Annotated in this window: 16 protein-coding genes; 3 read left to right on the forward strand and 13 right to left on the reverse strand. The window is 48.9% G+C overall.

Annotated elements, in window-relative coordinates; translation table 11 throughout:
* Positions 1–18: 18 nt before the first annotated feature.
* The 6 genes from accC to AAA946_RS01105 all read right to left on the reverse strand — a co-directional run bounded on the left by accC (position 19) and on the right by AAA946_RS01105 (position 7,211).
* Positions 19–1,362, reverse strand: coding sequence for an acetyl-CoA carboxylase biotin carboxylase subunit (gene accC / locus AAA946_RS01080; protein WP_338163304.1), 1,344 nt, complete (start codon positions 1,360–1,362; stop codon positions 19–21).
* Between the two features lie 14 nt (positions 1,363–1,376).
* On the reverse strand, positions 1,377–1,835 hold the full coding sequence (accB, locus tag AAA946_RS01085; RefSeq protein ID WP_338163305.1) for an acetyl-CoA carboxylase biotin carboxyl carrier protein: 459 nt from the start codon (positions 1,833–1,835) through the stop codon (positions 1,377–1,379).
* Positions 1,836–1,894: 59 nt separating this feature from the next.
* Positions 1,895–2,344 carry a type II 3-dehydroquinate dehydratase gene (gene aroQ, locus AAA946_RS01090; RefSeq protein ID WP_338163306.1) on the reverse strand — a complete coding sequence of 150 codons (450 nt, stop codon included), beginning with the start codon at positions 2,342–2,344 and terminating at the stop codon, positions 1,895–1,897.
* Between the two features lie 276 nt (positions 2,345–2,620).
* Positions 2,621–4,570, reverse strand: coding sequence for an acetate--CoA ligase (gene acs, locus AAA946_RS01095; RefSeq protein ID WP_338163307.1), 1,950 nt, complete (start codon positions 4,568–4,570; stop codon positions 2,621–2,623).
* A gap of 176 nt (positions 4,571–4,746) precedes the next feature.
* Entirely contained in the window at positions 4,747–5,373 is a 627-nt protein-coding gene (locus tag AAA946_RS01100; protein ID WP_338163308.1) for a 3'-5' exonuclease, read from the reverse strand.
* 17 nt (positions 5,374–5,390) lie between these two features.
* Positions 5,391–7,211 (reverse strand): DUF294 nucleotidyltransferase-like domain-containing protein, encoded by a 1,821-nt coding sequence (locus AAA946_RS01105; RefSeq protein ID WP_338163309.1) that lies wholly within the window; start codon positions 7,209–7,211, stop codon positions 5,391–5,393.
* 232 nt (positions 7,212–7,443) lie between these two features.
* On the opposite strand from AAA946_RS01105, the gene AAA946_RS01110 reads away from it, so the two are divergent.
* From AAA946_RS01110 to AAA946_RS01120, 3 genes are all read left to right on the forward strand, one after another.
* On the forward strand, positions 7,444–8,631 hold the full coding sequence (locus AAA946_RS01110) for a 3-phenylpropionate MFS transporter (RefSeq protein ID WP_338163310.1): 1,188 nt from the start codon (positions 7,444–7,446) through the stop codon (positions 8,629–8,631).
* A gap of 70 nt (positions 8,632–8,701) precedes the next feature.
* Positions 8,702–12,130: a PAS domain-containing hybrid sensor histidine kinase/response regulator gene (locus tag AAA946_RS01115; RefSeq protein WP_338163311.1), complete on the forward strand. Its 3,429-nt coding sequence runs from the start codon at positions 8,702–8,704 to the stop codon at positions 12,128–12,130.
* Positions 12,131–12,617: 487 nt separating this feature from the next.
* Positions 12,618–12,956 (forward strand): DUF3316 domain-containing protein, encoded by a 339-nt coding sequence (locus tag AAA946_RS01120; protein WP_338163312.1) that lies wholly within the window; start codon positions 12,618–12,620, stop codon positions 12,954–12,956.
* 71 nt (positions 12,957–13,027) lie between these two features.
* On the opposite strand, the gene AAA946_RS01125 is transcribed toward AAA946_RS01120, so the two are convergent.
* The 7 genes from AAA946_RS01125 to aspA all read right to left on the reverse strand — a co-directional run bounded on the left by AAA946_RS01125 (position 13,028) and on the right by aspA (position 21,655).
* Complete coding sequence (locus tag AAA946_RS01125) at positions 13,028–14,731, reverse strand: sodium:solute symporter family protein (protein ID WP_338163313.1); 1,704 nt, start codon at positions 14,729–14,731, stop codon at positions 13,028–13,030.
* A gap of 12 nt (positions 14,732–14,743) precedes the next feature.
* Positions 14,744–15,010, reverse strand: coding sequence for a DUF4212 domain-containing protein (locus AAA946_RS01130; RefSeq protein WP_006075415.1), 267 nt, complete (start codon positions 15,008–15,010; stop codon positions 14,744–14,746).
* 203 nt (positions 15,011–15,213) lie between these two features.
* Positions 15,214–15,837: a MarC family protein gene (locus AAA946_RS01135; protein WP_338163314.1), complete on the reverse strand. Its 624-nt coding sequence runs from the start codon at positions 15,835–15,837 to the stop codon at positions 15,214–15,216.
* 203 nt (positions 15,838–16,040) lie between these two features.
* Positions 16,041–16,676 carry a response regulator transcription factor gene (locus AAA946_RS01140; protein ID WP_338163315.1) on the reverse strand — a complete coding sequence of 212 codons (636 nt, stop codon included), beginning with the start codon at positions 16,674–16,676 and terminating at the stop codon, positions 16,041–16,043.
* A 129-nt stretch (positions 16,677–16,805) separates the two neighbouring features.
* Positions 16,806–18,611 (reverse strand): protein-disulfide reductase DsbD, encoded by a 1,806-nt coding sequence (locus tag AAA946_RS01145; protein ID WP_338163316.1) that lies wholly within the window; start codon positions 18,609–18,611, stop codon positions 16,806–16,808.
* Between the two features lie 143 nt (positions 18,612–18,754).
* Positions 18,755–20,065 (reverse strand): anaerobic C4-dicarboxylate transporter, encoded by a 1,311-nt coding sequence (locus AAA946_RS01150; RefSeq protein ID WP_338163317.1) that lies wholly within the window; start codon positions 20,063–20,065, stop codon positions 18,755–18,757.
* A gap of 138 nt (positions 20,066–20,203) precedes the next feature.
* Positions 20,204–21,655: an aspartate ammonia-lyase gene (gene aspA, locus AAA946_RS01155; protein ID WP_338163318.1), complete on the reverse strand. Its 1,452-nt coding sequence runs from the start codon at positions 21,653–21,655 to the stop codon at positions 20,204–20,206.
* Positions 21,656–21,694: the final 39 nt, after the last annotated feature.

Genomic DNA, 21,694 nt, shown 5'->3' on the forward strand with positions numbered 1-21,694 from the left:
TTATCAAGAGGGAAGCAATTAGCTCATGCCAAGCTTCTTCTCTAGGTAATGAATGTTAGCACCGCCGTGTTGGAAGTTCTCATCATTCATGATTGATTCTTGTAGAGGAATGTTGGTCTTGATGCCTTCAATAAACATCTCACCTAGAGCATTCTTCATACGAGCAATCGCTACATCACGGTTCTCACCGAAGGTGATCAGCTTACCGATCATTGAATCGTAGTGTGGTGGTACTGTGTAGCCTGTGTAGATGTGCGATTCCCAACGAACGCCCATACCGCCTGGCGCGTGGAAGCGCGTGATGGTACCTGGACATGGTAGGAAGCGCTCAGGATCTTCCGCGTTAATACGACATTCAATCGCATGACCACGCAGTTTGATGTCATCCTGAGTGAACGACAGTGGTTGACCTGCTGCAACGCGTAGCTGCTCTTTGATTAGGTCAACGCCAGTCACCATCTCTGTTACTGGGTGCTCTACCTGAATACGGGTGTTCATTTCAATGAAGTAGAACTCACCGTTTTCGTATAGGAATTCGAATGTACCTGCACCGCGGTAACCTATCTCGATACATGCACGAGTACAGCGCTCACCAATGTACTTACGCATCTCTTCAGTGATGCCCGGTGCTGGTGCTTCCTCGACAACCTTTTGGTGACGACGCTGCATTGAACAGTCACGCTCACCAAGGTGGATAGCGCCGCCTTGACCGTCTGCGATAACCTGAACTTCAACGTGACGAGGGTTTTCTAGGAATTTCTCCATGTAAACGATGTCGTTGTTGAAGGCTGCTTTCGCTTCTGCGCGAGTCATGGCAATGGATTCGACCAACTCGGCTTCACTGCGAACCACACGCATACCACGACCACCGCCGCCACCAGAGGCCTTGATGATAACTGGGTAGCCAATGCGCTTCGCGTGCGCTTTGTTCTTGGCTTCATCGTCGTCCAATGGACCGTCAGAGCCAGGTACACAAGGTACGCCCGCTTTCTTCATTGCAGTGATAGCCGATACTTTGTCGCCCATCATGCGAATGGTGTCCGCTTTTGGACCGATGAAGATGAATCCAGAACGCTCCACTTGCTCAGCAAAGTCTGCGTTCTCAGATAGGAAACCGTAACCCGGGTGGATCGCCACAGCGCCAGTAACTTCGGCAGCTGAAATGATACGTGGGATGTTTAGGTAGCTATCGATACCACGAGCTGGACCAATACAGATGGCTTCATCAGCAAGCAGTACGTGCTTAAGGTCGCGGTCCGCTGTTGAGTGAACAGCCACCGTCTTGATACCTAGCTCTTTACAAGCGCGCAAAATACGAAGTGCAATTTCACCTCGGTTTGCGATAACGACTTTATCTAACATAGTCAAAGCCCCGCTTATTCGATGATAACTAGCGGTTGATCGAATTCTACAGCTTGACCATCTTCAACTAGGATTGCAGTGATAACGCCTGATTTGTCTGCTTCAATCTGGTTCATCATCTTCATCGCTTCAACGATACAGATAGTGTCGCCAGCGCTAACAGATTGACCAACTTCAACAAATGGTTTTGCGTCTGGGCTTGGCGCACGGTAGAAGCTACCCACCATTGGAGAAAGAACTTGGTGACCCGCTGGTACCGCAGGTGCTGCTTCTTCAGCTGCAACTGGAGCCGCCGCTGGAGCTGCTGGCGCGGCTACTGGAGCAGGCGCTGCTGCGTATTGAACCGGTGCTGGTGCTGCAGCTGGGCCGCTGCGGCTGATGCGTACTGACTCTTCACCTTCAGAAATTTCTAGCTCAGCGATGCCAGATTCTTCAACCAGTTCAATTAGCTTCTTAATTTTACGAATATCCATGTTTCTTTCTCTTCGTCTTGTGAGTAAGACGGCTTTGCATTAAGCCGTAGAGTATTTGGTTAGTATGCTTTTAGCGCCTTAATGGCCGCTGAAAGCGCAAATTCATAGCCTTGTGGACCTAATCCGCAAATCACCCCTTGTGCCACATCGGACAGATAGGAATGATGACGGAAGGCTTCTCTGGCATGAACGTTTGATAAGTGCACTTCGATAAACGGGATTGAGACACCCAGTAGAGCATCACGCAGTGCCACACTGGTATGAGTAAACGCCGCCGGGTTAATGATGATAAAGTCGGTATTCCCAAATGCCGCGTGTATGGCCTCAATCAGTTCATATTCACGGTTCGACTGAAGGTGGGACAGCTCAATATCGGCGTTCGCCGCTTGCTTTTCTAAGTTATCAACAATTTGTGAGAGTGTTTCACTGCCGTAATGTCCCGGCTCTCTTACACCTAAAAGGTTAAGATTTGGGCCATTTAAAACTAGAATTCGAGACTTTGCTGTCATATTGTCGCCATCTTCGGTTAACGTGAAATAAACGGGGTTTATCCCAAGTTTACATAAAAATAGGAGCGGCTGAGAAGCTCATTTGGCTCGTATTTTTAAAAATTGACCAAGATTATAGCTAATTCACAACATTTAGCAGCAATTTACTGGTCTAATCTCCTGTAGTCTGGCAGAAAATTTGCAGCACAGAGCACATTTTGACAGGCTGCTGAAAAAAACTGATACAAAAAAGCCGCCCAATCGAGGGCGGCTTGTTATCGAGTTGTCAAACACCTACTAGGCAAGTTCCGCTTTTTCAGCAATCAACTTGTCAACCACACTTGGATCAGCGAGTGTCGAAGTATCACCGAGGTTGCTGGTGTCCCCCGTAGCGATTTTACGCAGAATACGGCGCATGATTTTACCGGAGCGTGTCTTCGGTAGTGCATCAGTCCAGTGTAGTACGTCAGGGGTGGCGATAGGGCCAATCTCTTTGCGAACCCAATCTTTGACTTCTTTATGCAGCTCTGCCGATGGGAACTCACCGTCGTTGAGGGTGATGTAGGCATAGATAGCTTGGCCTTTAATGTCGTGCGGGATGCCGACGATAGCGGCTTCTGCAATCTTATCGAATGCAACCAAAGCGGATTCGATCTCAGCGGTACCCATGCGGTGACCGGAGACATTCAGTACATCATCGACGCGGCCAGTGATCCAGTAGTAACCATCTTCATCGCGGCGTGCGCCGTCACCAGTAAAGTACATACCTTTAAAGGTAGAGAAGTAGGTTTGCTCAAAGCGCTCATGGTCACCATAAACGGTGCGCATTTGTCCAGGCCAAGAATCGAGGATAACGAGGTTACCTTCGGTCGCGCCATCAACAATATTACCCATGTTATCGACAAGAGCAGGTTGTACGCCGAAGAATGGGCGAGTTGCCGAACCTGGCTTGAGTGCTGTGGCGCCCGGAAGTGGCGTAATCAAGATACCGCCTGTCTCTGTCTGCCACCAGGTGTCGACGATTGGAGATTGCTCGTTACCGATAGTTTTGTAATACCACTCCCAAGCTTCTGGGTTGATGGGTTCGCCAACTGAACCCATGATGCGTAGGCTGTCGCGTGAGGTTCCTTTGATGGCTTCGTCACCTTTTGCCATCAAGGCACGGATAGCGGTCGGTGCCGTATATAGGATATTTACTTGGTGCTTATCGACCACTTCGCTCATACGGCTGGTATTAGGGTAGTTTGGCACGCCTTCAAACAAGATGGTTTTAGCACCATTGGCTAGCGGTCCATAGATAAGATAAGTATGCCCAGTGATCCAACCCACGTCCGCGGTACACCAGAATGTTTCACCTGGTTGGTAATCAAACACGTATTTGAAGGTCATGGTCGCATAAACGAGGTAACCACCAGTGGTATGCATCACCCCTTTTGGTTTACCTGTTGAACCAGAGGTATAAAGGATGAATAGTGGATCTTCAGCGTTCATCTCTTCTGGAGGACAGACTTCTGAGGCATTGGCTGTCGCTTCATGCCACCACACATCACGGTGTTCGTGCCAAGCAACATCACCACCCGTACGCTTGAGTACCATGACTTTAGAGATGGTTTTCACTTCTGGGTTGGTTAGTGCTTCATCCACGTTCTTTTTCAGTGGGACAGCACGACCACCACGGACGCCTTCATCTGCAGTGATGACGACCTTAGCGTCTGAATCGATAATACGACCAGACAGTGCTTCTGGAGAGAAGCCGCCAAATACCACAGTATGTACCGCACCAATACGAGTACAAGCGAGCATTGCCACGGCTGCTTCTGGGACCATCGGCATATATAGACAAACCACATCGCCTTTGTTGACGCCTTGAGCCTTAAGCGCGTTAGAGAACTTACACACTTCTTTGTGCAGTTCGTTAAAGGTCAGTGTTTTGTCGTCAGCTGGGTCGTCGCCTTCCCAAATGATCGCTACATCGTCGCCACGTTCCGCTAGGTGGCGGTCAATACAGTTGGCAGAGACGTTTAAGGTACCATCTTCAAACCAGCGAATGTCGACGTGGCCAGTATCAAAAGAAGTTTGCTTGACCTTAGTGAATGGCTTAATCCAATCAACGATTTTACCGTGTTCGCCCCAGAATCCTTCTGGGTCCGAGACGGACTGTTGATACATGGATAGATAAGTGTCGTTATCCGCGTGGGTGTTGGTTTTAATGTTTTCTTTTACCGGATAGACATGAACTTCACTCATTGCTTCTCTCCTTTGAATTGAGCTTAGCGGGCTAGGGCTGAACTAGATGATGTATTAACTCTCGGCTAGTTCGTCGCAATGAGCAATTAGACTTTAGGCGTAATGAATAAAAATCGAACCAAATTAATGAGTTAGATCTGAGTTGCAATGAGATCTTGGTCGCAGTTCAGGTGTTTTTAGTTCTGAGGTCGAAAAGGGGGCAGTGTGCCACGCGTAAGTTTGAGGTACACCATGGCTGCGGCTTTGGCATCTTCTAGGGCGTCGTGCTTGTGGTAATTGGGGATCTGTAAGTGGCGACAGATGGCCTCTAGACTCAAGTCAAAGTAGCCATTTGGCAATAGTTTGAGCAGTTGGTCGTTGTAGATCTGACTGACCTCAACGAGTGAGTTAGGCAGCGGGAAACCCAAGTGCTTTTTGCATGCACGGTCGAGGATCTTTTTGTCATAGCGAATGTGGTAACCGACAAGAGGCCGGTTACCAATAAATTGAATCAGCGCTTTGATGGCCTGTTTTTCACTGATGCCATGTTTGAGATCATCATGGCGAATATGGTGAATTTTGATTGAGTCTTCATCGAGCGTTTTGGGGGCCGAGAGACGCACTTCAAACGGCGCACTGGTGATGATGCGGTTGTCGATGATCTTTGTCGCTGCAATCGTGACAATATCGGCCACATTCGGATCGAGACTGGTGGTTTCACAATCCAGAGAGACGAACTCATTCGGTGCAGGCTTAGTAAATAAGCCATGGTACTCGGTTCCCTTGGTTTGGTAGCGCCAATAGGTTCTGGTGACAATATTCATCGCTGCACCTCACACACTTAGTGGCGAATTTGATAGTGGTAGCCCAACCACTGCTTAAACTTTTTCACCACGTGCAAGCCGTGCCGAAGGAGATCGCGCTCTGGGCGTTCCAGTGCGTCCAACTGTATGGCATTGCTCATGTCATGATGTGAAAGCTGCTGCTGAAGACGGAGTTTGAACAGATGCTTGAGTGCTTCGGATAAGTTTTCTGCAGTGGCCTGCTCCAATACGCGTTTCGCCACTAGCTGGTCGATGCGGTCGAAGGTGTTCGTTGCATCGATAGCGTATTCCATACTCAATGCTCTCACGCCGTGCACAATGGGGAATATTCCGCCTTGTTTGAGATCCACACCTTGCTTGGAGCTTTTGACGTTGCCGAATAAAGTGAGTGGAACGGCAAAGTTGAGTGCAGGGCGAGTAAACTCAGTTAAAATCAGCTCTTGCCCTTCCATTTTCTGCTGTAGGTGCTGCTTTACTGGCGTCAGTAGTGACTCGTTACCGGCAACCGCTCTGGCGTCAGCAAGAATGGCAACCTCCATTACGCTGTCGCTATTGGCACTGGCGACCAGCTCGTCTATACGTCGCTGCCACGCATCAGTGCTGCGTACCCAATGTGGGTTGCTGACCATGACTTTACCGGGGCACAGAGGGTAGCCAAGACGAGCAAGGGTGTGGTTGAGTTCATCAAGCACCTTCTGTTGATTCGGCCATTCCAACCCGGGCTCGATGATGAGTGCATTGTCTTGATCGGTCTTAAGGATTTGCTCCCCGCGCCCTTCCGAACCCATGACCACTAAGCAGCAGTGATTGTGCATTGCCGGGGGGACCACAAGTTCAAAGGCGCGCTCAATGATCTGCTCATTCACAGCAGAGACGAGCTCCATCATAAATCGAGTGCGAATGCCATTCGTCACGAGACTATCGACCAACTGCTGCTGGCGGTTGGACGCCATAGCCAACTCTTCGACACTGTTGGCTCGTGCAATACTGAGCGACAAGACATGAGAGTGGGTGGAGAACGCACTGAGGATTTGTGTCATGTCGAGCATGCCAACGGCTCGGTTGCCTTCACACACCATCAGACGTTTCACTCTTTGTCGTGTCATGGTCACCATGGCATTAAACAAAAACTCATGCTTTTCTACTTGGTGTACAGGATAAGTAGCAATATGGCCGATGGCGCTCTCGCTGCTGAGTTTGTCGAGCACCACGGCATGCAGCATATTGGTACGAGTGACAATGCCGTAGGGCGTATCATGTTGGTTAACTCGGGGATCATCGCTGGCCAGTTCAATCAGCGCGGCATCCACACCTTGGCTTAATAAGGTTTCGGTCACTGTTGCTATTGGCATGTCTGCGGGCAGGATCAATGGTGGATGATAGATGCCTTCATCGACTTTCGTGAGGATAAATTCGCCCAAATTCTGCTGTTTTTGCGCTTCTTCAATCAACTGTTGGCGCGTGGCTAGGCTAGTATCAAAGTAGGCTGCAAACTGACCGTTGCTGTGATAAAGCGACAGAAAGACTTCTTTAGGAAGCAGGTAAACCAGGGTGTCTTCTAGAGCGATGTAGTCGTGTTTAATGGTGTCGCTAAGCAGCGCCCTGACATCGAACATATCGTCATAGGTGTAGTGAGCGTAGACTTCCTGCTGCTCGCTATCGCGCTCTTCGACCGAACCTTTAATGATGACATATAGGTGATCCGCGCTGCCTCCCGCTTTGATGATGGCGTCTTTGTCTCGATAATAGGCGACATCAAGTGCGGAGCGAAGCTCGGTTTGTTGGCTGTCACTGAGTCGATCGAAAGGGGGTGACGACATATTGAATTTATCAGGCATACCAGAGCGCTCCATTTTCCCTCATCATGGCTATAGTCTGGCAAATTCGCCGCTAAGCTCCAGACGACTTTAGTCGAACACAGTGCGTCGAATTGGGCTCAAGGCAGCACTCACGCAGGATAGGGGGAAATTTGTATTAGGTATTAATTCCCTTTTTATGGACTGGGTCTCGTAGCATAATAGCGCCTCTTTTCTTAATCCGAATTTCCTGTTGTCGCTAGGATCATAAAACATGTTAACGCCTTCCCCTTTTGCTTGGGTTTCCCAATATTTGTTTGGTTTCTTTTTTGCCTACGGTGTTTACCTACCGTTTTGGGCGCTGTGGTTTGAGGACCAAGGAGTATCGGCGGCCGATGTGGGCTTGTTGATGGGGTTGGGATTTGCGACTCGATGCGTGGCGAACTTGCTTATCACACCGCGTATTCATAAAGCGGAAAGTTTGTTGCCAGCACTGCGCTGGGCGACGTTAGCGTGTACCTTGTTTGTGGCTGCACATTTGGCCACCGGTCCAAGTTTCGCGATGTTAGCGTTGGTTACGGTGCTGTTTAATTTGAGTTTTGGTCCTGTAGTTCCTCTGTCGGATGCCGCGGCGAATCATTACGCGAATCTCAATATGTTGGATTATGGCCGTACTCGCCTTTGGGGCTCAGTGGCGTTTATTGCTGGCTCATCGGTGGTGGGGTATTTGGCCTCTCAGTTTGGTGCCAACATGATTGTTTACACCGCATTAGCAGGCTTTGTGATTTCAATGCTACTCGTGATGCGTAACCCTTCTACCATGCCGGTGTCGCAGCATGTTGATGATGCGGCAAGACCCAAACTGACGTCTCTATTGAAAGATGCCTCTGTGATCCGCTTTTTGGTGTTGATTGCGCTTATCCAAGGAAGCCACGCCGCTTACTACAGCTTCAGCTCTATTTACTGGAAGGAAGCAGGACACCCAGAAAGTCTAATTGGCTATTTGTGGAGTTTGGGTGTGGTATCTGAAGTGATGCTATTTGCCTTTAGTAAAAAGTGGTTTGCCGGTTGGTCGCTACGCACCTTGTTTGTGATTTCGTCATTCGGCGTCATAGTACGCTGGGGTTTGACAGCGTCGACCACGGCAGTCGGTGCGCTGGTGGTGATTCAGCTTTTGCACGGCGTGACGTTTGCGATTGCCCACATTGCGGCGATTCAATACATCCAAAAGTCGGAAGCCAACAAAATGGTGGCGTTGCAGGCTCTGTATAATGCCATCCCATTAGGCGCGTTCATTGCTCTGATGATGGCTGTGAGCGGTTGGGGCTATGAGAACTGGGGCGCGAATGTGTTCTGGGGTATGGCGGCGATGGGAGTATTGGCGCTGTTTATCAAAGTCGAACCACGTAAAAATACCCTGAAAGATATCCAGGAAAAACCTCAGCCTGAGCCACAGAATTGAGTTACGGAGTTTGAGAAAGTTTGTGATAACCCTTTAAATAATAGTTAACGATTTTAAAGGGATATCACTTATGCAAGGATGGATCGTCGTCCCCGTGTCTTTGGCCTATTTGGGCATCTTATTTCTTATTGCGTGGTACGGGGATAGGCAAAAAAAGTGGTTATCCAACTGGCGGCCTTGGGTTTATAGCCTATCCATTGCGGTTTATTGTACCTCGTGGACCTTTTACGGCACCGTCGGTCAGGCCAGCAGTAATCCTTGGGCGTTCTTACCGATTTATATCGCGCCAATCATCGTTTTTACTTTAGGTTGGCGCGTCATCGCTCGCCTTATTCTTATCGCCAAGCGCGAGCACATCACCTCAATCGCCGACTTTATTGCGGCTCGCTATGGTAAATCTCAAGGTCTTGCGGTTGTCGTGACCTTAATTGCCGTCGCAGGGATCTTACCCTATATCGCACTGCAGTTGCGCGGTATCACCATGGGACTTGAAGTCGTCGCCCCGGATTTAGCGTCTGAGCTGGGTTATCAAGATAAGCACATCTCTTGGTTTGTGGTGGGTGCGCTAGCGATCTTCACCATGCTATTTGGTACCCGCCATATCGATAATACTGAGCATCACCGCGGCATGATGATGGCCGTGGCGTTTGAGTCCATTGTAAAGCTGGTGGCATTTTTGGTGGTAGGGGTGTTCATCTTGTATCTCGCCTGGGAGCGTCCGGATATCAAACTTGTGGAGCTGGCTTCCAGTACTTACCAATCGCCCAACATACCGACATTATTGATCCACACCGGCCTGACCATGATGGCGATCGTCTGTCTACCTCGTCAGTTTCATACCATGGTGGTGGAAAATGAACGCGCTCAGGACTTACATACCGCGCGCTGGTTATTCCCTGTCTACTTAGTGTTGATGGGGCTGTTCGTGTTGCCGATTGCCTGGGTAGGGCAGGGGCTATTGATGGGCACGTCACCCGATACATTTGTTATCAGTATTCCTAAGTTTGCCGAAGCCAATCATATTGCCTTATTGGCCTTTTTAGGAGGCACCTCGGCCGCGAGTGGTATGGTGATAGTCTCGACGATTGCACTGGCCATTATGGTATCAAATGACTTGGTGATGCCACTGTTGCTGCGTCGTATAAAGTTAGCGCATCGCTCTCATCGACATCTGTCGGGGCTACTGTTAATCATTCGCCGCGCCTTGATCTGTGCTTTGCTATTTGGTGCTTGGTTGTTTTATCAAGCACTGGATACCATCCATTCTCTGTCTGCGATTGGCTTTCTTTCCTTCTCGGCCATCACTCAATTTGCTCCGGCGCTGATTGGTGGTATGTACTGGCGTCTGGGTAATCGTAAAGGCGTTTATGTTGGGCTGTTTGTTGGTTTCGCGATTTGGCTGATCACCTTGATGGGTGAAACCGGCCTCCTGGCTGGAGATGCCAGTACCAATTTACTACTGCGTATTATCACCCCGCCTGAAATGTTGATCTCTTGGGGCATTGCCAGCTCCGACTGGGGGATGCTGATTTCTGTCGTATTGAATGCGCTCTGCTTTGTTGTGATTTCGCTGGCGACGCGTTCAAGTCTGACTGAACGTTTGCAGTCGGCTTCGTTTGTAGGCACACCACTACCGGAAAGTGAAAACCTCAGCCTATATCAAAGCCGAGTCACGGTGGCAGAGTTGGAAATGCTTGCCTCGCGTTTTGTCGGTCGCACGCGAGTACGCAGCGCATTTAGACATTACTGGAAACAACAAGACAATCAACCACTACCAAATCAGCAAGCCTCTGCTGAGCTTATCAGGCATACCGAGCGTGTCCTCGCCGGGGTATTTGGTGCATCGTCTGCAAAGTTGGTCCTGACTTCAGCGCTGCAAGGTCGCAATATGCAGCTCGAAGAGGTGGCAACCATCGTTGATGAGGCCTCGGAACTTTACCATTTCAGTCGTGGTCTGCTGCAGGGGGCGATTGAGCATATTGGTCAAGGCATTGCCGTAGTGGATAAACAGCTGCGACTGGTGGCTTGGAACCGTCGATACTTGGAGCTGTTTAGCTTTCCTTCTGGGCTTATCCAAGTCGGACGGCCTATCGCGGATGTGATCCGTCACAACGCTGAGCAAGGTCTGTGTGGGCCGGGTGACCCTAATGAACACGTACGAAAGCGTATCTTTCACCTTGAGCAAGGCTCTCCGCATACTTCATCGCGCGTTCGAGCGGATGGCAGCGTAATTGAAGTGCAAGGCAACCCGATGCCAGGTGGCGGTTTTGTGATGAGTTTTACTGACATTACCGTGTTTAGAGAGGCGGAAACGGCGCTGCGCGATGCCAATGAGCGCTTGGAAGAACGTGTAGTCGAGCGAACACATGAGCTTGAGCAGCTCAACCAGCGTTTGGTATTGGCAACGCGTCGTTCGGAGTCGGAATCACAATCGAAAATGCGCTTTTTGGCCGCGGTGAGCCATGATTTGATGCAGCCACTCAACGCGGCACGTTTGTTTGCTTCCTCTCTGTCTGAAGTCAGTAAAGATGAGGAAGGACGAAAACTATCCGGACATATTGAAAGTGCCCTTGGTGCCGCGGAAGAGCTCATTGGCGATCTACTCGATATCTCACGTTTGGAATCAGGTAAGCTGCAGACCAACGTTCGTGGTTTCCATCTCTCTGAGGTATTTGAGACGCTACAAGCTGAGTTCGGTGCTATCTCGAAAGGTAAGCAGATAGATTTCTCCGTGGTCTCTAGCTCGCTTATCGTTAAATCTGATCCTAAGTTGCTGCGCCGTGTATTGCAGAACTTTTTGACTAATGCGTTTCGCTACAACCCTGAGGGCAAAGTGCTGCTTGGTGCAAGGCGTATCAATGGTCGGGTGCGGATCGATGTATGGGATGACGGCATTGGTATTCCGGAGGACAAGCAGAAAGAGATCTTTAACGAGTTCACCCGTGTTGACCAAGCGAGAGCAGACCGAGGGTTGGGGCTTGGCCTCGCGATCTCTCGAGGGATCGCTCGTGTGCTCAATCATCAAATCTCGATGCGCTCATGGCCAGATCGCGGCAGTGTATTCTCGATTACGCTCGATCTGGCCAGCGAAGTCGCAGCGGAGCCGGTGAAAGCGGCTGCTACCAGCGATGCCGGACTCAAGCATCTGAAAGTGCTTTGCGTCGATAATGAGCCTGATATCTTAGTGGGTATGGAAACCTTACTCGCTCGTTGGGGCTGCGATGTGCGCACTGCGCTTGATTTGGTTGGCAGTCTTAAACACTTAGACCAAGACTGGGAGCCAGATGTTATTCTCTCAGATTACCGACTTGATAATGGTCGCACCGGGCTCGAAGTGCTTCAGCAGTTTCGATTGCGAGTAGGAGACTCATTTAAAGGGGTGATCATCAGTGCTGATCGCACGGAGTCAATGCTTGAAGGGATCAAGTCCAACGGCTTTGCCTTTATTGCTAAGCCTGTGAAGCCGCTTAAATTGCGCGCCATTCTCAACCAGCCATAACCTCGCTTCTATACAGTGGTGCACCATTATTACTTTTATTAATGATCGGTGCGCTTCTGATACCTTTACGTAATATCACCCTATCTTTACGTTAGTTGACAGACGCTTTACGAATTTCCAACTATTCTTAATCATAAGGAAAGCGAGTTTCATATCGTTGCATTATTATTGAGACTTAAATCAACTAATCTGTCGTTTTAGGCTGTTGTTAATCAACGACTTCTGGAGTTCTAGAACTTTAGGCGACATTTTATTTGAAATAAATGTGACCTATGTCGGGTCGTATTCAGTATCAACGAAGTAATAAATGCAACGAAAAGCGACCTTAAACGGAATGAAAATCGTTATGACAAGTAATTCTATTTTTATTGTTTTTAATACTTTTTAGGTAGGTCTTCGTTTCAACGGAGGAGTTGGTTGAGCGTTAGGTTGTGGTACGTTCACCTGATTGTCGAGCACGGTAAGTGCTACTTTACGAGGTGTCATTATGAAAAAACTATTATCTCTTGCAGCAGTCTTTGCGATGGTTCCAGCTGTGTCGTATGCGCAGTTTGACAACATTTACGGCAATGGTGGCGTGCACACTGCCATGTATGCTACTGAGGCAGAAGCGATTGCAGAGGGCAATCAAATCATGGAGACGTTGTCGAGCACACCATCTCACGATCTTGTGTACATCTTGCGCACTCCACACAAAAGCTTAAAACATAACAGTGTGGAAATTTATGATGCAGATGTGAAAGTGAGTAAAGTTGCATCCTCTGACGGTACGCCAATGTATCAAGGCTTCGTCGATGTTGAGTATCGTTTCGCACGTTACGACTAATTAAATTTTCGCTAGCACGAAACAAAGCCGCTGCAATTGCAGCGGCTTTTTCTATTTTGGTATTGGTAATCTTAGTGGTCGTGTGCCGCGCCAGCACCTTTCGGGTAGCGAATAGACTCAACCATATCTTGCACGTCTTTTGGTACTTCAGCCGTAAACTTGTTGACCACAATAGAAACTGTGAAGTTTAGACACATACCTAGTGTACCGATGCCCTCTGGGCTGATACCAAATAGCCAGTTGTCTGGTGTATTTGCTGCAGGGTTTACAAACTTGAAGTAGATGATGTAAGCCGCTGTGAACAAAATACCTGAAAGCATACCGGCGATCGCGCCTTCTTTATTCATCTTCTTGTAGAAGATACCCAAGATAATCGCTGGGAAGAAGGATGCAGCAGCCAGACCGAAGGCAAAGGCAACAACCTGAGCCACGAAGCCTGGTGGGTTAATACCAAGGTAACCCGCACCGATAACCGCTGCTGCCGCGCCTATCCGAGCATACATGAGCTCCTGCTTATCGGTCATATCGGGTTTAAAGCCTTTCTTGAGCAGGTCATGGGAGACCGCCGTCGAGATAACCAAGAGTAGACCCGCTGCCGTTGATAGTGCCGCTGCCAAACCACCCGCGGCAAGTAGTGCCACTACCCAGTTTGGAAGTTGAGCCAGCTCTGGTGAAGCCAGTACGATGATATCGCGGTTGATTTTCATCTCATTACGTTCGTCACCTGAGTAGAACATACGACCATCGCCGTTCTTATCTTCCCAGCCAACAAGGCCCGTGCTTTCCCAGTTCTTATACCAGCTTGGTGCTTCTGTCGCTTGAACACCTTTCATGTCTGGACCATTGATGGTGTCGATCATGTTAACGCGAGCAAATGCCGCTACTGCTGGAGCAGTTGTGTAAAGTAGAGAGATAAAGACCAGTGCCCAACCTGCTGAGATGCGTGCATCTTTTACACGTGGAACGGTGAAGAAGCGAATGATTACGTGTGGAAGACCTGCTGTACCTACCATCAGTGCCGCACAGATAAAGAACACGTCAACCATACTCTTCGACCCATCGGTGTAGGCGGTGAAACCTAACTCCTCAGTGAGTCCATCAAGCTTATCAAGCAGGTAAGTTTCTGATCCGGTGATGGTAGAACCAAAGCCAACTTGTGGGAAGACTGAACCTGTCATCATCAGAGATGTGAATACTGCAGGTACTAGGAATGCAAAGATAAGAACACAGTACTGTGCTACCTGAGTATAGGTAATCCCTTTCATGCCACCCATAACCGCGTAGAAGAATACGATGGCCATACCGATGACGATACCAAGGTTAATATCGACTTCTAGGAAGCGTGAGAATACCACACCTACACCACGCATTTGACCGGCCACATAAGTGAACGAGACGAAGATGGCACAGAATACTGCAACCATACGTGCTGTCTTAGAGTAGTAACGATCGCCAATGAAATCTGGCACGGTGAACTTACCGAACTTACGTAGATAAGGGGCTAAGCAAAGTGCAAGGAGTACGTAACCGCCAGTCCAACCCATTAGGTATACTGCACCATCGTAACCGATGAATGAGATGATACCTGCCATCGAAATAAACGACGCTGCCGACATCCAGTCTGCTGCGGTCGCCATACCATTTGCTACCGGGTGTACACCGCCACCTGCGACATAGAACTCACTAGTAGAACCTGCGCGTGCCCAGATTGCGATACCGATATACAACGCAAAGGTGATACCGACCAGAATAAACGTCCAAGTTTGAATATCCATTATTTGCGCCTCTTAGTCTTCTTGTACATTGTACTTTTTGTCGAGCGCGTTCATGCGAGCGACGTAGACGAAAATTAGCGCAACGAAGGTGTAGATCGACCCTTGTTGTGCAAACCAGAAGCCCAATTTGAACCCTCCAAATTGGATGGCATTAAGCGCGTCAACAAATAGAATTCCCGCGCCGTATGAGACAATAAACCATACTGCGAGTAGGGAACCCATGATTCCTAGATTTTCCTTCCAATAGGCTTGAGCTTGTTCTGATGATTCGAACGCCATGGCCTTCTCCTTTATCATGTTGCGTTAACGTATTGTTACGTTTAATAAGGTAGCAGGCTAGTGACAAGAACTCAGTGCAACTTTAGTCGACTGTAAAAATAAGAAAAGCGCCATAAAAACAGGCGCTTGAGTTTGAGGGGAAATAAAACTGTGATGTTAATCTAATGTTAAATTAGCCAAAGGTCTAACGTCTATCGATAAATTTAGATATAAAAGTCTTTAATCCCTTGCAATAAGTTGCTCACGGCAACCGCAGCTAGGATCAATCCCATCACTCGGCTGATGATGGCAGCACCTACATTGCCGATCCACTTCTGAATCGTAGTGGCGCCTAACAGCAGTAGCAAAGTGATGAGGAGTACGGCGAGCATCACTAGCGCCGTAAGTCCCTGATCCATAATGGAATGTCGATGATTGTCAGTCAGAAGCACAATAGCCATCATCGCACCTGGCGATGCAATAGATGGGATCGCCAGTGGATAGACGGCGAGATCGGCAAGTTGATCTCGGCTTACTTCTTGGCTCAGTTTGGTTTCTTCTTCTGGTTTGCTCTCACCAAATATCATTGTCAGCGCGAACAATAGGAGGACTAATCCGCCCGCAGCTTGAAATGCTGGTAGAGGTATCTGCATCGCTTCAAGCAGTAACTGACCAGCGATAAGGAAGAATAACAACACACCAAAGGCGATCGCGATCGCTTTTAGTGCGACGATGCGACGATGTTTGACGTCAAGATGTTGGGTTTGCGAAAGATAAACGGGTACCGAGCCAATAGGGTCAATGACAGCCCAAAGCACGACGAATTGAGTAACGAGAATACTGAGCAAAGCGAACCTCCCAGAGTTTGGTGAAACAGAGGGATAACAGAGCCAGTGACGAATAATCGCAATTTTAAAATCTGAAGCTAAGGCGATAACAACTGGCGGCGCTATTATTTAACGTATTGTGGCTGGTATCAATGTTTTAATAACACTATTCATGCCCAGTTACATAATAGCAGCCAGGGCATGATTCGTAGCGAGAGTTAGGGCTAACCCTCTGATTCCATTTGTTGTAATAAGATGACGGCTTGAGTTCGATTTTTGACGCCAAGCTTTCTAAAAATGGCGGTCATGTGTGCCTTTATGGTCGCTTCTGATACATTGAGATCATAAGCAATTTGCTTATTTAGAAGGCCGTCAGAGAGCATACCGAGTACTTTGTACTGCTGCGGGGTTAGCGTTGAAATCTTTTCTGCTAGGTCAGTACTTTCACTGTTATCGATGAGCAGTTCTGCAGGGAAGTAAGGTTCGCCCTCGAGCACTTTGTTTAGGGCGCCGATAAGGGCGCGCATATCGCTGGATTTAGGAATAAAGCCAAACGCACCATGCATCTTGACCTGTGAGACGATACTTGGCTCTTCGCTGGCGGAAATCACCACAATGGGAATATCAGGATAGTCAGCGCGAAGGTGGATAAGGCCAGACATGCCGTTGGCGCCTGGCATTTTAAGATCGAGCAGTATCAGATCGGGCTCTTCACTTTTCTCAAGCAAAGTGAGCAAAGATTCCAGCGAGTCCGCTTCGAGCAGATTCGCCCCACTGATTGCCATATGAACAGACTGAAACAGTGCATTCCTAAACAGTGGGTGATCATCAGCAATAATGATGGTATAGCTCGGTTCCATAGCGTCTCAGTTATTTTGCAAAAGTGTTAACGTTATTATTGATTCTGCACTGAGTTTGGACAAATGAATCAATACAAAACTCTGAGCAGAATCGACTTTTTACTGAACGCGGACGCAAAACCTCATCGGTTATTCATTGAGCAGGGCGTATTGGTCTAAATGCTCTAAAAAATCCTCGGCGCCAACAAAGCCGGTTAAACGCGCACTTGGAAGCTGAGTGCCATTCGCATCCCAAAACTCAATGGTCGGCAATCCCAGCACATCCATTGCTTTGAGCATTTCGATATCCTGCACCTGGTTACGCGTGACATCCGCTTGCAGCAAAACAAAGTTAGCTAGGACAGGCTCGACATTCGCATCGTGGAAGGTGTACTTTTCGAACTCCTTACAAGCGACACACCAATCAGCGTAAAAATCGAGCATTACAGGCTTACCGGCAAGTTTCGCTTTGTCTAGCTCTGCGTTGAGTTCGGCAAGGTTGTTAACTCGGGTAAAGCTAACGCTGATCTCGGAGTCGCTACTTGTCGGCGCACCGAGCCAGTGATTGAGTAGTGGCTGCGCTGACGCAAACAGACCTAAAATCGCAATAATCCCCACGCAGCTTTGCTTCCAGCCACCAAATGGCAAGGCATTCTTTTGATGATACAGCCAGCTAAAGGCGGCGATACCCAAACCAGACCATAATACGCTGCTCCAAAACTCTGGCAGTAAACGCTCGAGTAAGAAAATGGGTGCAGCGAGTAGCACAAAGCCAAACAGGATTTTTACGCGATCCATCCAGTTTCCCGCTTTTGGTAGAAGCTTGTTGCCAAAGACCGCGGCGGCAATCAATGGGATACCCATGCCAAGCGCCAACGCATACAGCGCCACACCGCCGGTGAGTAAGTCGCCACTTTGTGCGACGTACAGCAGGGCACCGGACAATGGAGCGGTTGTGCAAGGTGAGCACACCAGACCGGATATCGCCCCCATGGCAAAAACGCCTAATAAGTTGCCACCTTTTTGTTGATTGCTGAGATTATTGAGCCAGGTTTGCGCGCTGCTTGGCAGCTGCAAGGTGTAGAGGCCAAACATCGACAGCGCCAGTGCCACAAACAGGACACTCAAGCCAATAAGCACATACGGGTGCTGCATCGCGGCTTGAAACTGCATCCCCGCTGAAGCCACGACAAGGCCAAGCAAGGTGTATGTGAGCGCCATGCCTTGCACATAGACCATAGATAACAGCAGCGCTTGTTTATGACTGCGTTTGCCGCCACCCAGCACAATACTGGTGAGGATCGGATACATTGGCAATACACAAGGCGTGAAAGCGAGACCAATACCGAGCAGCAAAAACAGCGCCGGCGTCCACCAGTTTTGCGCGAGTTTGTCGGTTAAGTCGTTATTGCTACCAGAGGGAGCTGTTCCAGTCGTTGCTGACTGTGGTGTCGCTGCTGGTTGGGTGTCAGTAGTGGTATCGGAAACGGCATCAAAGCTAAACGGCGTAATGTCGATAACGCGAGTCTCTGGTGGGTAGCAGAACCCCGCTTTGGCGCAGCCTTGATATTGCACAATCAGTTTCGCGCCTGCTTGATATTGGCTCAGCGGCACTTCAACAAACAGCGGTTGGGTGTAAATTGTCACGTCACCGAAGAACTCATCGGTGTACGGTTCACCTTGTTGCAGCTCAATATGACCCAGGGTGACGTTTTCACCACTAAAGCTTAGACGGTCTTGATAGAGGTAGTAGTCAGGTTTGACTTGCCAGTCGATATAGACTCGATCACCCTGCTGATAGGCGTTCATTGGAAACGCTTGATCAACAGGAACAAAGGTATTCGTGCCACTAGGGGTAAAGGCATTGCTGGTGTTGTTATCTCCAAATAGAGCCCAGCTAGGCAACGCCAATGTGGTCAGGGAAAGCAGCAAAAATTGAGAAAGTAGTCGAGTCATGAACGCTATGCAACCAAGGTTTAACAATATGATGAGGTTATATGATGTTAAGACAGGAAGATAGCGAGAAATGTTTCATTGAAGATAAAAAAAGAGCTGCGATACAACGCAGCTCTCAGTTCATTAAGCAAGTTTGCTGGCGATTAGCCGATCAGTAGACCGCCAAATGCAAAGCCAAGCGCAACCGCAGTTGCTATGGTAGTCACACCCGGAATAAAGAACGGGTGGTTGAACACATACTTGCCGATGCGCGTTGAGCCTGTGTCATCCATTTCAACCGCAGCAAGCAGTGTTGGGTAAGTTGGCAGTACAAACAGAGCACTTACTGCGGCAAATGAAGCAACCGCGGTCAGTGGCGCTACGCCAATTGCTAGCGCTGCAGGCATCAGGGCAACCGTCGTCGCACCTTGCGAGTAAAGCAGCATAGAAGCAAAGAACAGTACCATTGCCAGCATCCACGGGTAGTCTTCCAGTAGCGCGCCCGCTAGCTCTTTAATGCCGTCAACGTGTGCATTCACAAACGTTGAACCAAGCCATGCCACACCAAGTACGCAGACACACGCCGTCATACCGGAGCGGAACGTTGCCGCAGAAGGAATTTTAGACGCGTCGATTTTGGTCACTAGTGTAATCGCCGCCGCTGCAGCCAGCATCACTGTCATGATGGCTTCGTTACGGCCAAGTGCAGGATCTTCAATCAGGCCGATAGAGCCAGAGATTGCCGCTGCGTAGCAGACCACAAACGCAATCGCGCCCAAGAAAATGTAGGTCGCAGTTTTTGCTGTCGGCAAAATGTTGCGCTCTTGAGCGTCACTCAGCTTAATAAGGCCTTGCGTTAGACGCTCTTGATACACAGGATCGTCCTTAAGCTCGCTGCCCATGAAGTTCGCAACAAAGGCACCGACCATACAAGCGATAAAGGTGGTTGGAATGCACACCGCGAGTAGCGTTAGATAATCGACACCCATTGGCGCGAGCATTGCCGCAAAAGCCACAACCGCTGCAGAGATAGGAGAAGCTGTGATCGCGATTTGCGAAGCAACAACGGCAATCGACAGTGGACGCGATGGACGCACCCCTTGGCCTTTTGCAACTTCAGCAATAACCGGTAGCGTTGAGAATGCAGTGTGACCTGTACCCGCCATAAGCGTCATCAAGAAAGTTACAATGGGAGCATAAAAGGTGATTCTTTCTGGATGTTTGCGAAGGAAGTCTTCAGCAATTTGCACCAGCCAGTCCATACCACCAGCTACTTGCATCGCAGCAATCGCAGTGATTACTGACATAATAATTAAGATCACATCCACTGGGATGTAAGCTTGGCTTGTTGGTACGCCAAGTACCAGTGAGAGGGCAATGACACCAGCGCCGCCAGCTAGACCGATTCCGATACCGCCAATACGTGCGCCTAAATAAATAAACAGCAGTACGACGGCAAGCTCTATAGCAACCATAGTTAATCCTTGTTTCGAGTGTCCGTTATCAATCACGATGACAAGCGGACGTTGTAGATAATATTAGGGAATAAGTTTTACCAACGAGAAATAGGTACGAAAAAGGCCCCCCCATACTGGGGGAGCCTTTAGGCGTCATTACTCGTAGCGTTTGGCTTTATACTGAGGTTTCATCAGATTGTCTACTGAGAAAATGTCATCTAGCTCTTCTTCAGATAGAAGCCCGCGCTCAAGTACCACCTCTTTTACGCTCTTACCGGTCTCGGCACAGATCTTACCGACGATGTCGCCTTCATGGTGACCGATGTAAGGGTTGAGGTAAGTGACAATACCAATTGAGTTGTAAACGTAGCTTTCACAGACTTCTTTGTTAACGGTGATGCCATCGATGCACTTGTCGCGCAGGTTGATACAAGCATTCTTCAGAATCTCCAGAGATTCAAACATACTTTGAGCAATCACTGGCTCCATCACGTTAAGCTGAAGCTGACCGCCTTCTGCTGCGAATGACACTGTGTTGTCGTTACCAAGCACTTTAAAGCACACCTGGTTGACCACTTCAGGAACCACTGGGTTCACTTTAGCAGGCATGATAGAAGAGCCCGCTTGTAGCTCAGGCAGGTTAAGCTCGTTAAGGCCTGCGCGAGGGCCAGAAGAAAGCAGACGCAGGTCATTACAAATCTTAGACAGCTTCACCGCCAGGCGCTTAAGTGCACCGTGGGTCATTACATACGCACCGCAGTCAGACGTCGCTTCGATAAGATCTTCTGCTGGTACACACTCTAGACCCGTTACCTCAGATAGGTGTTTGACGGCAAGCTCTTGGTAGCCTTGTGCTGCGTTTAGACCAGTACCGATGGCTGTTGCGCCGATGTTCACTTCTAGTAGCAGCTTTGAGGTGTACTCTAGAGCACGAATTTCTTCGTTTAGTGTTACCGCCCACGCGTGGAATTCTTGGCCAACCGTCATTGGTACCGCATCTTGTAGCTGAGTACGACCCATTTTCAAAATCGAAGAGAACTCTTGGCTCTTCGCTTCGAATGCGCCTTTTAGGTATTCAATGGCATCAATAAGCTTTTGTACGCTGTTGTAAACCGCGATGCGGAAACCCGTTGGGTAAGCACAGTTGGTGGATTGGCTCTTGTTCACATGATCATTTGGGTTGATGAACTCATATTGGCCTTTCTCTTTGCCCATCAGTTCAAGTGCCACGTTGGCGATCACTTCGTTGGTGTTCATGTTCACAGAGGTGCCAGCACCGCCTTGGAACACATCCGATGGAAACTGATCCATGCACTTGCCTGTTTCAAGGATCACATCACAAGCTTGGATAATAAAGTGTGCGATGTCTTTTGGGATCACGCCAAGCTCTTTGTTGGCGAGCGCAGCGGCTTTCTTGGTCATGACCATACCGCGAACAAAATCGGGTACATCAGAAATGGTTACATTGGAGATATTAAAGTTTTCGATAGCGCGTAGCGTGTGGATGCCGTAGTAAGCATCGGCCGGGACATGACGTTGGCCTAATAGATCTTCTTCAATACGAGTGGCTTGAGTCGCAACAGGTTGCTCAAGGGTAGATGTCGCCATATTTTGGATCCTTAGATAATAATTCTGCTTAAATTACAG

Source organism: Vibrio sp. 10N (assembly GCF_036245475.1).
Lineage (GTDB): Bacteria > Pseudomonadota > Gammaproteobacteria > Enterobacterales > Vibrionaceae > Vibrio.

Excerpts from the sequence above, each read along its gene's own strand:
- accC (WP_338163304.1), bottom strand. The coding sequence starts at position 1,362 with ATGTTAGATAAAGTCGTTATCGCAAACCGAGGTGAAATTGCACTTCGT.
- accB (WP_338163305.1), bottom strand. The coding sequence starts at position 1,835 with ATGGATATTCGTAAAATTAAGAAGCTAATTGAACTGGTTGAAGAATCT.
- aroQ (WP_338163306.1), bottom strand. The coding sequence starts at position 2,344 with ATGACAGCAAAGTCTCGAATTCTAGTTTTAAATGGCCCAAATCTTAAC.
- acs (WP_338163307.1), bottom strand. The coding sequence starts at position 4,570 with ATGAGTGAAGTTCATGTCTATCCGGTAAAAGAAAACATTAAAACCAAC.
- AAA946_RS01100 (WP_338163308.1), bottom strand. The coding sequence starts at position 5,373 with ATGAATATTGTCACCAGAACCTATTGGCGCTACCAAACCAAGGGAACC.
- AAA946_RS01105 (WP_338163309.1), bottom strand. The coding sequence starts at position 7,211 with ATGCCTGATAAATTCAATATGTCGTCACCCCCTTTCGATCGACTCAGT.
- AAA946_RS01110 (WP_338163310.1), top strand. The coding sequence starts at position 7,444 with ATGTTAACGCCTTCCCCTTTTGCTTGGGTTTCCCAATATTTGTTTGGT.
- AAA946_RS01115 (WP_338163311.1), top strand. The coding sequence starts at position 8,702 with ATGCAAGGATGGATCGTCGTCCCCGTGTCTTTGGCCTATTTGGGCATC.
- AAA946_RS01120 (WP_338163312.1), top strand. The coding sequence starts at position 12,618 with ATGAAAAAACTATTATCTCTTGCAGCAGTCTTTGCGATGGTTCCAGCT.
- AAA946_RS01125 (WP_338163313.1), bottom strand. The coding sequence starts at position 14,731 with ATGGATATTCAAACTTGGACGTTTATTCTGGTCGGTATCACCTTTGCG.
- AAA946_RS01130 (WP_006075415.1), bottom strand. The coding sequence starts at position 15,010 with ATGGCGTTCGAATCATCAGAACAAGCTCAAGCCTATTGGAAGGAAAAT.
- AAA946_RS01140 (WP_338163315.1), bottom strand. The coding sequence starts at position 16,676 with ATGGAACCGAGCTATACCATCATTATTGCTGATGATCACCCACTGTTT.
- AAA946_RS01145 (WP_338163316.1), bottom strand. The coding sequence starts at position 18,611 with ATGACTCGACTACTTTCTCAATTTTTGCTGCTTTCCCTGACCACATTG.
- AAA946_RS01150 (WP_338163317.1), bottom strand. The coding sequence starts at position 20,065 with ATGGTTGCTATAGAGCTTGCCGTCGTACTGCTGTTTATTTATTTAGGC.
- aspA (WP_338163318.1), bottom strand. The coding sequence starts at position 21,655 with ATGGCGACATCTACCCTTGAGCAACCTGTTGCGACTCAAGCCACTCGT.